Here is a 13,494-nt window from a genome sequence, read left to right on the forward strand (position 1 = left end):
TTGCACTAAACTCTAAATCACGGGTGAATGACGGTGTAGACGTAGGATGTTCTTCAAGATACTGGCCACTTCCTGGTGGAAGGGTTCCGCCGAGGGCAAGAAGTTTTGCGAGTAATTCTCGTAGTGTGGCACGGAGCGTTGCTATATCCGGAAGGGTTGTGGTAGATGTTTCGGAAGGTGACGATGTTTGTGCTCGAGAACGAGCGGCACTTCTTCCTCCGTCGTCGTCGGCAATGTCCACAGTAACAGAGGCGATAGTACTGTCGTTATAGCCCACATCAGAAGAGACCACTGCGTGTGTGATGGAAGCAATGCGACCTCCTTCGTGCTCCGTGTTGTCAGTAGGAGTTACTGTGACCGTCTGTGGTGTTGCGTAGTTTGCAGAAGTGAAGGTGAGTGTTGTAGGAGAGACAGTGAATGACCCACCAGACACTGGTGGCACAACCGTTGGTGTGACGACGACGTTTGATTCTGGTTCTGCGGTGAGGACGAGAGTATACGTGTCATCCGCACCCTCGGTGATACTCAGCGCGCTCTCTGAAACGGTGGTAGAAACCGTGAGAGGTGCGAGGATTTGGATACGTTTCTGTGCAAGGTTGTTGACGTAGATGTTTCCTGTAGTATCAACGGCAAGTGCGCCCATACCTGATGACTCACTACTCCCATTTCCTTCCTGTGTATTTCCTTTTGTAAGATATGTTCCCGTTGAAGAATACTTTTTGACAGTACGGTTGGTGTTATCAACAATAAATACATTGTCATCTGTATCAATAACAACGGCATTCGGTGGGCTCGAGAAGGACCACTTGGTGAGATAGTTTCCGTCAGTGTCATATTTGGTGAGACGATTTAAAGTGCTGTCGATGATGTAGACGTTGTTTTCTGAATCTGTTGCAAGATCTATTGGAAAGTTGAATTGGGTATTTCCACTACCAACCGTTCCCCATTTTGTAACGAAGACACCACCACTATCAAATTTTTGAACACGTGAGTTGTTAGAATCTGCAACATAGACATTGTTTGATGCGTCTATTGCTATACCGTATGGAGAGTTAAATTGTCCGTCACCAGAACCAAGCGAGCCCCACTTCGCAATGAAGACACCATCACTATCAAATTTTTGAACACGTCTATTACTTGTATCAATCACATATATATTTCCTGAGGAATCTTTTGCTATTCCACCAGAAGATGCCCCAAATTGTCCATCACCTGAACCCAACGAACCCCATTTCAAAAGAAACTCTCCAGAGCTATCAAATTTTTGAACACGTCTGTTTGATGCATCCAGAGTATATGCGCTTCCATTTGAATCAATCACGATTCCTGAGGCACCGTTAGCTCCGAAAATACCATCTGCGGTTGATTTTCTTGCAAATTTTGAAACAAACGCTCCTGCAGACGTAAACTTTTGTATGTCTATGTTGGAAGCATCACTAACATAAATATTGTCTGATCCATCAATGCCCATATATCCGGGCGTGTCAAACTCTCCGTTAGCAGTACCGTATGTGCCCCACTGGGCAACAAAGGCTGTCGTTGAAGCAAATTTTTCTACACGGGAGATGTTCCCATCTGTGCCATACACATTTCCTTCTGAATCAACAGTAACACCATACACTGTGTTAAACTGTCCATCACCCGAACCAGCTGATCCAAACACTGCAAGAAACGCTCCATCACTATCAAATTTTTGGATGCGACTATTGCCTGAATCAGCAACATAAACATTATCGTTTTCATCTAAAGCAATATCATATGCGGAACTAAATTGTCCATCTCCCGAACCACTACTTCCCCACTTTGTGAGAAAGTTGCCGTCACTGTCGAATTTTTGAATACGACTATTGTCTGCATCAACGACGTACACATTGTCTAGAGAATCTACTACAATTCCCCGCGCACTACTGAACTGTCCATCACCTGCTCCCGACGTGCCCCATTTCAAGAGGAATGTTCCATTGCTATCGAATTTCTGGATGCGATTGTTATTAGTGTCGACAGCATACACATTATTTGATGAATCTACTACAATACCGGTCACCGATGTACTGAATTGTCCATTACCAGTACCAGAAGAACTTTCCCACCGAGTAGTATATATACCGCTTGAATCAAGTTTATATACACCACGTTTGCTGTACGCAGTGTAGGTAAAATACATGTTACCAACAGAGTCAAACGCAATATCATTGATTAACTCAACGGAAATATATTGTGGTGTTGTTAGTGCAGGAATTTGTGAGGAATACGTGTATGCAACAGCCCCCCAAACAACCGTTGGAAATGCAATGACGAGTGTAAGAAGCCCAACAACAACACTTCGAAAAAAATAATTCATATAAATAGAGGTACATGGCGAGATTTAACCTCGTCTATGATTAGTGTGTATGAGAATAGAGTACCATTTTACCCCCCCCACGCATATTTTTTGTGTATAACCTCCAAAACCTCTTTCGAAGGTCTAACTTTCGGAAGATTATATCCTCTACATCCCCGCCAGTTGCTCAAGAAGGATGAGGAGAAGCTGGCGCATGAGAGGAAGAAGTTGTGCTTGGAGGTCGGTAATAAGCTTTGTTTGTTCATCAAAGGTAAGTGGTTGTGGTGTTGGAGAAATAGGTGGTGTTGCTGGTGGTGTCGATGGCGTACTGATGCGTGTTCCTTTTCCACTACCCGTGTTGGATGCACTGTCGTTGGCTGTGAGGGTACAGGTGTAGGTTTCGCCAAGTACTGTGGTGAGTGTACCGTCTTCTGCACAGTTTCCTCCCCAGGTGATATCATAGGTGGTATCTGCAGGAGTACTGTGGGTGAGTGTATGTGCCCCTGCCGTGGTTGTTGTTGCCATGCCACTCGTGATGGTAAGGCCGTCGAGATTGAGTGGAAAATCACCGATACCTGCTGAGCCTTGACCGTCATTGGTGACTGTGGTGGTGACGGTGAGGGTGGGTGGCGCAATGTCGTCGTTCTCGATGGTACACTCTGCAGTGTCGCCGAAGGAGAGCGTGATAGTACCGTCAGCGGCACAGTCACCACCGATGGTGGCTGCATACGTAGCATCTTCGGTTTCAGAGACAGTGTATGAGCCTGCGACAAGTGTCGTGGTAGCAACACCACTCGTGATGGACACACCGTCCACGAACAGTGGAAAGTCCTCGACAGCGAGGGTGCCACCGTTATCGTTGGTGACCGTGGTGGTGACGGTGAGAGTTGGAATGCGGTCGACAATAAAGACATCCGATTTTATATTGGTATCACCTGTGACGAAGTTGGTGGCGGTTGAAGAAAAAGAAACATATCTCCCGTCGGCAGAAATAGAGGGGTGGTCCGATGTGTTATTTCCCTGCACCCCCGCATCACTCAAATTAACTCGTTTAACAGTGTTAAGAGTACGGTCGTAGACGAAGATATCTCGTTTTGAGTTCGTATCTCCTGAAACAAGGGTGGAGGCATTTGAACTGTACACAACATAGCGCCCATCAGAAGAAATGAAAGGATTTAATGACGTGTTGCTTACTTGTTCGCCAGCATCCGTGACACTCACGCGCTCGATAGTATCGAGTGTGCGGTCGTAGACGAATACATCAATTTGACCATTTGTATCTCCCACAACAAGATTGGTGGCGCTTGAATAAAAAGCAACATACTGACCGTCTGAAGAAATAGAGGGAGCACCTAGATTACTCTGTGAAATAGCATTCCCTTGCACACCCGCATCAGTGACACTCATGCGTTCGATGGTATTGAGTGTGCGGTCGTAGACAAAGATGTCGCGAAACCCACCCGTGTCCCCTGCGACGAGGTTGGTAGCATCCGAAGCAAAGGCAACATAGCGTCCGTCTGGAGAAATACCAGGGTAGTACGAGGCAGAATTTCCCTCAACTCCAGCATCAGTGACACTCACGCGTTCGATGGTATTTAAATCACGATCATAGACAAAAATATCGGTATTTACATTCGTGTCTCCCGCAACAAGATTGGTGGCATCCGAGTCAAAAGCAACGTAGCGCCCATCAGAAGAAATGGTTGGGGACTCTGCCGAATAGGAGTTTCCTTGTACACCTGCATCTGTGACACTCACGCGTTCGATGGTATCGAGAGTACGGTCGTAGACAAAGATGTCGCTTACGGCGTTTGTGTCCACTGCGACGAGGTTGGTAGCATCCGAAGCAAAGGCAACATAGCGTCCGTCGTCAGAGATTGACGGACCATAGGAAGTTGCGTTTCCCTCAACACCCGCATCAGTGACACTCATGCGTTCGATGGTATTGAGTGTGCGGTCGTAGACAAAGACGTCGCTTACGGCGTTTGTGTCCCCTGCGACGAGGTTGGTAGCAATTGAACTAAAGGCAACATAGCGTCCGTCTGAAGATGTAGTGTGAGCAGAGAGAGTGAGATCGGATGTATTATTTCCCTCAACGCCGGCATCAGAAATACTCACCCGTTCAATGGTACCTGCAAAGACGAATAGGGGTGTAATAAAAAGCACGACTGCAAATAAAAGTTTTTTCATAAAATATACTGTGTAGCGAGGTTAAACCTCGCTCAGGGTTAGAGAGTATGAGGTTAGAGTACCATTTTACCCCCCCCCATGCATGTTTCTTTTGTGTATAACTTTTAAGAAGCCTGGCTTCTTTGTATTTTCCCACCTACCCTACATACCAACTACTAGCTACCACTTTCTATCGTGCTTTCGGCCAGCGCTTAGCAACATCGGGATACAGTTTTGAAATAGGATGTTGTGTGCAATCGTGTACTCTCGCAGGACAAATTTGACGCCCGTATTCAATGAGACGATACGTGAGTACAAACCAATCCTTCTTTGGAAAAAGTATCATTAAATCCTGCTCAATTTTTTTTGGGTCAGCGTGTGACGTAAGAGCAAATTTTTGTGCAAAACGCTTTACGTGGGTGTCTACAGCAATTCCTTCAACAATTCCGTATGCATTTCCTAACACAACATTCGCCGTTTTTCGTGCAACTCCAGGGATGGTAAGAATTTCTTGCATTGTTTTTGGAATTTCTCCATCAAAATCATTCAAAATCTTTTTTGCAGCGCCAAGAATGTTTTTTGTCTTCGCATTGAAAAAACCAGTTGAGTGAATATCAAGGGCGAATTCTTTTGGGTCGGCATTTACGTAGTCATCTATTGTTTTGTATTTTTTGAATAATTCTCTTGTGACCTCATTGACCTTTTTGTCGGTGCATTGTGCGGACAAAATCACAGCAACTAAAAGCTCCCAGTTATTGCCATAACGTAATGCCATTGATGCATTGGGAAATAATTTTTTGAGCCGAGCATTGATGGTACGTGCTCGTTTCATTTTTTCTTGAAACATCATATTTGATACATGCTACATGTTACGTGATACGCGTTCTACTTTTTTGTAAGTGTGGGTGTTTCAGTATAAAAAACAGGAATAGTGACCAAAAATAGTTCACTCGCGCCATCTTCTGACAACACAAAAACTTCAACAGTCCCATTTCCTCCAGATACGGACGTGTAGGTTAGATTGCCCTGAAAAGCATTCGTTGCTTGAGACGCTGTGTGTTCAGTGGTTACATACCCAGATGACAACACATCACCTGATTCATTTTTTAGTCGATAATATAAAGCTGTTTGTGGTAGTGTCATTTCTCCACTAATAGACACCGGTGATCCTACGCGTTCATTAAAGCGTGGTGTGAATACACTGATAGATTGTGCTTTTTCGTCACGCACCTTAGAAACCTCCTCAGTTTTTTGAGATAACATTGTTCCATCAAGATTATACTGCTTAGCATCTGGGGTTCTTAATAAAAAATAGAAAACACCGATACTAATGAGGATAAAAGCGCAGGCAAGGCTGCCTACGAGTACAAACGTGTTGCGTTGTGATGACATGATGTGGTTATTTTACACGCGGCGCATAGACAGCACAAAGGTCCAGCAGAAGTTTTGGTGAACATCCTCTAGTCAGAATATATGAACGAACTAATTCAAGTGTACGTAGAAAAGATATTTTTATGTCGCTGTCTTTTTGGGCAACTGTGTATTCTTCAAGTGCATTTACAAAACGGACCATCTGTTCTTTATTTTTTTCTTCAATCAAGGGTTCAAGCATTTTAAATCGTTCGCTGTACGGAGATGCTATAAATGAAATAACATCAACAGAACTTTTTTCCGTGTGCGCTCCATGTGGTATGTGCTCTGTTCTAGAACGAAGTGTTGGTAACAATGCGTGCTCTGATGGTGTTACAAAAAAAAGAATGGTGTTGTCTCCCGGCTCCTCACACACTTTCAAAAGCGCATTCTGTGCTTCTTCAGTACCGAGTGAGAAGCTGATACACACAATTCGTTTTTCGTCCAAACGTACCCGTGTACGTAGTTGTTCTTGGAGTGCTCGAACTGCATCAATAGTTAGTGTATCGGCAGACTCTTCAAGGTACGTTACCTCTACTTTTTCTTGGTCGAGAGCCTCTTGCACAAGCTTGTGAACATGCAAACGAATGGCAGTAGGATCACCATGTATGCGATATGCGTGATGGTCAAATAAGTTCATATACAATAGCAAATTTCAAATAGCAAATTACAAAAGGTATTCAGGGTTTTAGTATTTTTTGAAATTTGATATTTGTCATTATCTAGCGTTTAGCTATAATTGATTTCTTGTATGTATCAAGATGCTCAAGTGCTATACCCGTTCCTTTAGCAACACACAATAAAGCGTCATCTGCCACGACGGCGCGGACACCCGTCGTTCGGTAGATAAGCTCAGGAAAATTCCGCAGCTGAGACGTTCCTCCCGTCATAACAATCCCCTTTTCAATAATATCTGCAGAGAGCTCGGGTGGGGTTTCTTGGAACACGTCTTTTATTGCACGCACCATTTCTCGTAATTCTCGACGGGTTGCCTTCACAATTTCATTTGTACGAATTTCCATTTCTCTCGGCAATCCTGTAACCACATCGCGCCCACGTATGCGCAATGATAATTCTTCTTCAACCGAAACAGCTGAACCAATTTTAATTTTGATATGCTCGGCAGTTTTGTCACCAATAGAAAGGTTATAGTTCTTTTTTATGTAATCAACAATTGCCTGATCAAGTTTATTACCAGCCACTTTTACTGATGTGGACGTCACAATGCCTCCAAGAGAAATAACCGCAACGTCAGTTGTTCCTCCGCCAATATCAACAACCATACGTCCTTCTGGGTCTTGAATAGGAATCTTAGCCCCAATGGCAGCCAAAATAGGTTCCTTGATGACATATGCCTGTCGTGCGCCAGCGCGTATTGCTGCCTCTACAACAGCACGACGCTCGGTTGACGTAACACCTGCGGGAACAGAAACAAGAACATCAGGTTTCCAGAAATTCCATTTACCAAGAGCTTTGTTGATAAAGTAACGCAACATTGCTTCAGTAACACGATAATCGGCAATCACACCGTCTTTCATTGGACGGTACGCAATAATATTGTCAGGCGTCTTACCAATCATTTCTTTTGCATCAATACCGATTGCAAGAATTCTGTTGTCATCTTGCGAAACCACAACAACAGATGGTTCGTTGAGTACAATTCCTTTTCCAGGAACAAACACAAGCACATTTGTTGTGCCGAGGTCGATTCCAATTTTTTTTGAGAAAAAGGATGACATGCTATTTTATGGAGTTGTTCGTTCAATTGATACACCTATTTCACGAAGCTTTTGTTCACACTGTTCATACCCACGGTCAATAAAGTGCACATTATGAACACGTGATGTGTCCTTTGCAACACACGCGGCAATAACGTATGCCAAACCAGCACGTAAATCTGGTGTGTATAACTCCCGACCACTCAATTTATTCGGGCCTCTGACGACTGCACGGTGTGGATGAGCAATATCAATAGAAGCACCCATGTAGACGAGGTCTTTGGTGTATCCCAAACGCCCTTCAAAAACCATCTCCTCAACAACACTTTCGCCCGTCGTTTGTGTAAAAAAGACGGTACATGGCGCCTGTAGGTCAGTTGGAAATCCTGGATATTCATGAGTACGTATTGAACCACACGTAAATTCTTTGTTTTCTTTTGTATTATTCACAATGCGAATAGTTGAATCGGTGGTCTCAATAGGCACGCCACAACCTTGTAGGATACGGATGGGTAGTTCGAGGTGAGCTGGATTGCAATTAGTAATTTCAAGGTTTTCTGCACATAATGCTCCAAGCACCATATAACTTCCCGCTTCAATTCTGTCAGGAATAACCTGATATGGTGTTTCAGCAGTATACGAGAGTAGTTTTCCTTCAGTTCCTTTGATGGTCAAGGTCATGGTTCCAATTCCCTCTATCTGTGCTCCACATGATTTCAAAAAGTATGCGAGTTCTGTTACTTCGGGTTCCAATGCGACATTTTTTAGAACGGTTGTTCCGCGTGCAAGTACTGCTGCCATAAGAAGCGTTTCTGTAACAGTGACACTCTGCAGTCGAAAAAATATCTCACACCCCACAAGACCGTTTTTTGTAGTGATGACAAATGATTCTCCGTTGTGTTCTTCAATATGTGCGCCCATCTGTGTGTACCCATCAAGAAAAAGATCAATGGGTCGCTTGCCGATGATGCATCCCCCTGGTGTAGGAAATGAAACGGTTCCGAGTCGCGACAAAATTGGTCCTGTAAGAATTATAGATGCACGCAACTTGTGAGCCAGATCTGTATCAAAAACCCCGTTTGAAATATGTGCCGGATGTACTTCAATAGTGTGGTTGCCACGAACCACACGAGCACCAGCATGTGTGAGAAGTGCCGACATGTCATCAATGTCGGTTATGTTTGGAACGTTAGAAAATGTCACTGGGGTTTCAAAAAGTACCGTACTTGCCAAGAGTGGAAGAATGTGGTTTTTTGCTCCCGAAACAGCTATACGGCCTGAGAAAGTCTTCTTTCCGTTAAGTCCTGTAATATTAAAAACTTCTTGTGTGTTGCTCATGAGAATGGTAGTACCCCCACAGAGGAGTTACCAGTGGTATCATAGCATGTACAGTATGTTCATCATCTCCGTTGTCCCATTCACACCAAAACCAGTCCTTGCGCCCCTTTCGTATTATTTTCACAAGGAGCTTTCAAGTGGTACCTTGGTAACTATTCCATTTGGCACACAAAAAATACTAGGACTCGTTATTGAATCAAAGTCGGCCCATGGAGAGAAAGCATCCATTCGTCGTGCGGGCTTTTCAATGAAAAAAATTTGTAGCGTTGAATCAGAAACCGCTTTCTCTAAAGCATATATTGAAACGTGTAATGACATAGCAGTACATCACGCAACATCGCGTGGTATTGTATTTTCGGCACTTGTCTCTACATCACTTGTTCGCGCACTTCGAGAAACACAGAGAACTGACACCGCCCTCACAACCCATGCCGAAATACCTGAGGTAAAAATATTAGAAGATGGAGACGAAGCTCGTATTAGTAGATATAAAGCATTAACTCGAGAATCGTTTGCGCACGCATTGTCTGTGTGTATTGTGTGTCCGACCATCGCAGAAGCACAGCGTCTAGGACAGCATCTCATAAAAGGAATTGAGGGGAGATGTTTTGTGCTCACTGGTCGTCTTACTCCAAAAAAAACATACGAAACGCTCAAAAGTATTTTAGAGGCACAGCATTCGGTACTCGTCATTACAACACCTGCATTGGCCTTTTTTCCACGACACGACATGGGGCTCTATGTCGTAGAGCACGAATCGTCACTTAATTACAAACAACGCGAACGACCATTTCTTGATTATAGATTTTGTATTGAATCTTTTGCAAAACATCAGAAGTGTGACGCAATACTTGGCGATTCGTTTTTGCGTATTGAAACATTGTATCGATACTACCAACATACAGTATCCGAAGTTGCCCGCCCATCTCTTCGACAAGAAGGCTCTAATGTCATACAAATTATTGATATGCGCACAGAGCCATCTGCCGAAAACGCTCCCCCACTTCCACTTTTTTCAAAAGAATCTCGTCTTGCAATTGCTGAGGCATTACAAGAAAAGCATCGTCTATTTATTTTCTGTGTTCGAAAAGGATTTGCTCCATTTACCGTCTGTAGAGACTGTGGACACATACTGTCGTGTGACTCCTGTGATGCGCCCATGGTGTTGTACGGTTTAAAAGATGTTCTGGAATCTCGCTCATTCAAATGTAACCGCTGTGGAAAATCAAAAAATGCACAGACGGTGTGTCCTGTATGTTCAAGTTGGCGATTAGAGACGTACGGTGTTGGTATAGAAAGAATTGCTCACTTTTTAAACACTGAACACCCCACTGCGCTCACATTTATTGTAAGTCGCGACGCCACGACTACTCCACAAAGTGCACAAAAAATAGTAGATGCATGGGAAAAAACATCGTCGGGCATTTTACTAGGAACAGAGATGGCACTTCCCCACATACGTCCGAAATCTGCACATGTCGCTATTGTTGCATCTCTTGATACGCTCACCTTTTTACCTGATTTTCATATGGGAGAACGTGTGTTTCATCTCGTAACAACACTTGCCTCTCTTGTCTCACAACGACTTTTTATTCAAACGCGCACCCCCGACTACGCATCTCTTGTATATGCAAAAGCGGGAGATGGAATGGGAATGTATCGCTATGAAGAGGCGTCTAGAAAAAAGTTTGGCTACCCACCATTTACTCTGTTTATTAAAATTTCAAGACACGGACAAAAGGAAACAGTTCTTCAAGAATTAAATGCTCTTAAAGAACAATTCAGTGAATACTCACCTGTTGTGTATCCTGCATTTATATCCAAAATTAGAAATTCTTTTTTTGCACACCTTTTACTCACACTTCCTCGCCATGCATGGCCTGACATAAAACTCGTGCACATTCTCCGCGCTCTTCCGCCTCAGTACACGGTGAATGTTGACCCAGATTCGCTTCTCTAGTGTGCTGGGAGCGTGGTACAATACGACCACATGACAGAAAAAAGTAAAAAAGTTTCCACAGAGCCATACAAGGGCGTTCGGGATTTCTACCCTAAAGATATGGCCGTACAGAACTATATTTTTGATGTATGGCGAAAAGTGTTAGAACGGTATGGGTATGAGGAATACAATGCCTCCATTCTTGAGCCCGCAGAGCTGTATCGTTCCAAAACAAGCGAGGAAATTGTGAACGAACAGACGTATACGTTTACTGACCGCGGCGGCCGAGAAGTAACGCTTCGTCCAGAAATGACTCCAACAGTTGCGCGCATGGTGGCTGGTTGTCGTCGCGAACTCCCCACCCCTCTTCGTTGGTTTTCTATTCCAAACTGTTTTCGGTATGAGCGTCCTCAACGTGGTCGCACTCGTGAGTTTTGGCAATTAAATGCAGATATCTTTGGTGTCTCTGGAATTGAAGCTGATACTGAGATAATTTCTCTCGCTCATGACATCATGACCGCATTTGGTGCAAAAGATTCTGATTTTCAAATACAGGTAAATAATAGAAAACTACTTGACACTCTACCTTCCAGTGCCATACCTCTTCTTGATAAAAAAGGAAAGATGTCGGCCGAGGAATTTGCAACTGAGTGGAAAAAGATTTCAGATACACCATTTGCCCTAGAGGCCGATACAGAGACAATCGCGGTTATTGAAACTCTTAAAAAAAGAGCTATTTCAAACGTTATTTTCAATCCTTCAGTTGTCCGTGGATTTGCGTACTACTCAGGAATTGTTTTTGAAATTTTTGATACGCACGCCGACAATAATCGATCTATTTTTGGTGGTGGTCGCTACGATAACCTTCTTGAAATGTTTGGGGATGAAAAAGTTCCTGCAGTCGGATTCGGTATGGGAGACGTTATTATGCGAGATTTTCTTGATACACACGGGCTTCTTCCCAAGATTGCTCCGTCAGCTACAGTTATGCTCTGCCCTATTTCCAGTGAATACGCAGACACCACTGAATTACTTGCAAAAGAACTCCGAAATAACGGCATAAACGTTGCGATGTACTATGGCGACAAGAAAATTGGTGACCAGATAAAAGTTGCGGATAAAAAACACATTCCCTATATTGTTTGTATTGGCGAAGAGGAACAAAAAACCTCCCGCTACACACTCAAAGAACTTGTACGTGGAGAAGAAACGACGGGGACTGTTGCCGAGCTTTCTAAAAAACTCTCCGCATAAAATACGATGTTATGCATAAAGTTGTTTTTGACATAGAAACACGAAATATTTTTGATGATGTCGGTAAAAACGACCCAGTACTTTTAGATATATCCATTGTTGGTGTCTATGATTATGAAACCGATGTGTATACCTCATATGCACAAGAAGAATTTTCCGCTTTGTGGTCCGTGTTGGAACGTGCCGATGTTCTTATTGGTTTTAATTCAGACCATTTTGATACCCCGCTTCTCAATAAGTATTTTCCGGGTGATCTCACTAAAATAAAAAGTATTGATATCATGACCGATATTAAAAGTGCACTCGGAAGGCGTCTCTCTCTCAATAATGTGGCTGGCGCAACACTTGGACTTAAGAAGAGTGCTGATGGACTTCAGGCATACCAGTGGTGGAAAGAAGGTAAGGTAGATGAGATTAGAAAATACTGCCTCCAAGACGTTAAGGTGACAAAAGACCTCTACGAGTACATCCTTGTAAATAAGAAAATAAAATACCGTGATGGTCAAGATATCAAAGAGCTTACTATTGACACGTCACAGTGGGAAAAAGGGGGTGACCACGCCCTCACCTATTCCCTTGGCTTCTAACTTTTTGTGCTATACTTCCACACATTACATACATAGTAATTAAGTAACATATACATATATATGCAAGAAAACAAATTTCTTATTCCACTAGCCGTCCTTGTTGCTGGCGCACTCGTGGCAGGAGCAGTCATATTTCGCGACAAAACACCAAACACAGGAATAACTCCCGATGGAGAGGTGAAAGAGATTATCATTGAACCTCTTTCTGCCAGCGACCACATTTTTGGAAATCCAAACGCACCAATTGTTATGATTGAATTTTCTGATATTGATTGTCCATTCTGTCAGTCCTTTGATGTCACCATGCGTCGCATTATGGATACTTACGGAAAAGATGGAAAAATCGCTTGGGTATACCGACAGTTTCCCCTCGATTCACTGCATCCAAACGCTCGGGTAAAAGCAGAAAGTACTGAATGTGTTGCTTCACTTTCAAACAACGAAACATTCTGGAAGTACCTCGGAACACTTTTTGAAAGAACGGATGAGACACCTGCAGATCTTTCAACTATTGCAGCCGGACTTGGTGTTGATAAGGCAGCATTTGAAAAATGTGTTGCCGACGGCACTTTCAAGCAAAAAGTTGAGGATAATGTGCAAGCAGCAATGGCAGCTGGTGGACGCGGAACACCATACACGGTTATATTGACACCGGACGGACAGAAAACTCCTTTAGGTGGGGCACTTCCTTACGAACAACTTGAACAGGTGGTGAAAACACTTCTTCTTGACCAGAAATAAAAAAACTCTATAAAAACA

General features: G+C 43.4%; 11 protein-coding genes. 4 read left to right on the plus strand and 7 right to left on the minus strand.

All coding sequences use genetic code 11. The features are described 5' to 3' along the window. From NUW02_00005 to murA, 7 genes are all read right to left on the minus strand, one after another. Nucleotides 1–2,341 (minus strand): 6-bladed beta-propeller (locus NUW02_00005; GenBank protein ID MCR4274423.1); only part of this gene is annotated, 2,341 nt, incomplete at its 3' end. Nucleotides 2,342–2,488: 147 nt separating this feature from the next. Continuing rightward, on the minus strand, nucleotides 2,489–4,510 hold the full coding sequence (locus NUW02_00010; GenBank protein ID MCR4274424.1) for a hypothetical protein: 2,022 nt from the start codon (nucleotides 4,508–4,510) through the stop codon (nucleotides 2,489–2,491). A 169-nt stretch (nucleotides 4,511–4,679) separates the two neighbouring features. After that, nucleotides 4,680–5,339: an endonuclease III gene (nth, locus tag NUW02_00015; protein MCR4274425.1), complete on the minus strand. Its 660-nt coding sequence runs from the start codon at nucleotides 5,337–5,339 to the stop codon at nucleotides 4,680–4,682. 35 nt (nucleotides 5,340–5,374) lie between these two features. Next, nucleotides 5,375–5,881 carry a Gmad2 immunoglobulin-like domain-containing protein gene (locus NUW02_00020; GenBank protein ID MCR4274426.1) on the minus strand — a complete coding sequence of 169 codons (507 nt, stop codon included), beginning with the start codon at nucleotides 5,879–5,881 and terminating at the stop codon, nucleotides 5,375–5,377. A gap of 7 nt (nucleotides 5,882–5,888) precedes the next feature. Continuing rightward, nucleotides 5,889–6,539 (minus strand): hypothetical protein, encoded by a 651-nt coding sequence (locus NUW02_00025; GenBank protein ID MCR4274427.1) that lies wholly within the window; start codon nucleotides 6,537–6,539, stop codon nucleotides 5,889–5,891. Between the two features lie 82 nt (nucleotides 6,540–6,621). Beyond that, the gene (locus NUW02_00030) at nucleotides 6,622–7,638 is read right to left on the minus strand and encodes a rod shape-determining protein (GenBank protein ID MCR4274428.1); all 1,017 of its coding nucleotides are present in this window, start codon (nucleotides 7,636–7,638) and stop codon (nucleotides 6,622–6,624) included. A gap of 6 nt (nucleotides 7,639–7,644) precedes the next feature. After that, complete coding sequence (gene murA, locus NUW02_00035; GenBank protein ID MCR4274429.1) at nucleotides 7,645–8,955, minus strand: UDP-N-acetylglucosamine 1-carboxyvinyltransferase; 1,311 nt, start codon at nucleotides 8,953–8,955, stop codon at nucleotides 7,645–7,647. Between the two features lie 55 nt (nucleotides 8,956–9,010). Between murA and NUW02_00040 the strand changes: the two genes are divergently transcribed. The 4 genes from NUW02_00040 to NUW02_00055 are packed head-to-tail and all read left to right on the plus strand — an operon-like array spanning nucleotide 9,011 to nucleotide 13,476. Next, nucleotides 9,011–10,915 (plus strand): hypothetical protein, encoded by a 1,905-nt coding sequence (locus tag NUW02_00040; protein ID MCR4274430.1) that lies wholly within the window; start codon nucleotides 9,011–9,013, stop codon nucleotides 10,913–10,915. 30 nt (nucleotides 10,916–10,945) lie between these two features. Beyond that, nucleotides 10,946–12,148, plus strand: a complete 1,203-nt coding sequence (locus NUW02_00045; GenBank protein ID MCR4274431.1) for a histidine--tRNA ligase — start codon at nucleotides 10,946–10,948, stop codon at nucleotides 12,146–12,148. A gap of 11 nt (nucleotides 12,149–12,159) precedes the next feature. After that, on the plus strand, nucleotides 12,160–12,735 hold the full coding sequence (locus NUW02_00050; GenBank protein MCR4274432.1) for a ribonuclease H-like domain-containing protein: 576 nt from the start codon (nucleotides 12,160–12,162) through the stop codon (nucleotides 12,733–12,735). A gap of 60 nt (nucleotides 12,736–12,795) precedes the next feature. Beyond that, a complete protein-coding gene (locus tag NUW02_00055) occupies nucleotides 12,796–13,476 on the plus strand; it encodes a DsbA family protein (GenBank protein ID MCR4274433.1) in 681 nt (226 codons plus the stop codon). The last annotated feature ends 18 nt before the right edge of the window (nucleotides 13,477–13,494 follow it).

The organism is Candidatus Campbellbacteria bacterium, from assembly GCA_024653945.1.
Taxonomy (GTDB): Bacteria; Patescibacteriota; Minisyncoccia; order Phycocordibacterales; family EsbW-18; genus EsbW-18.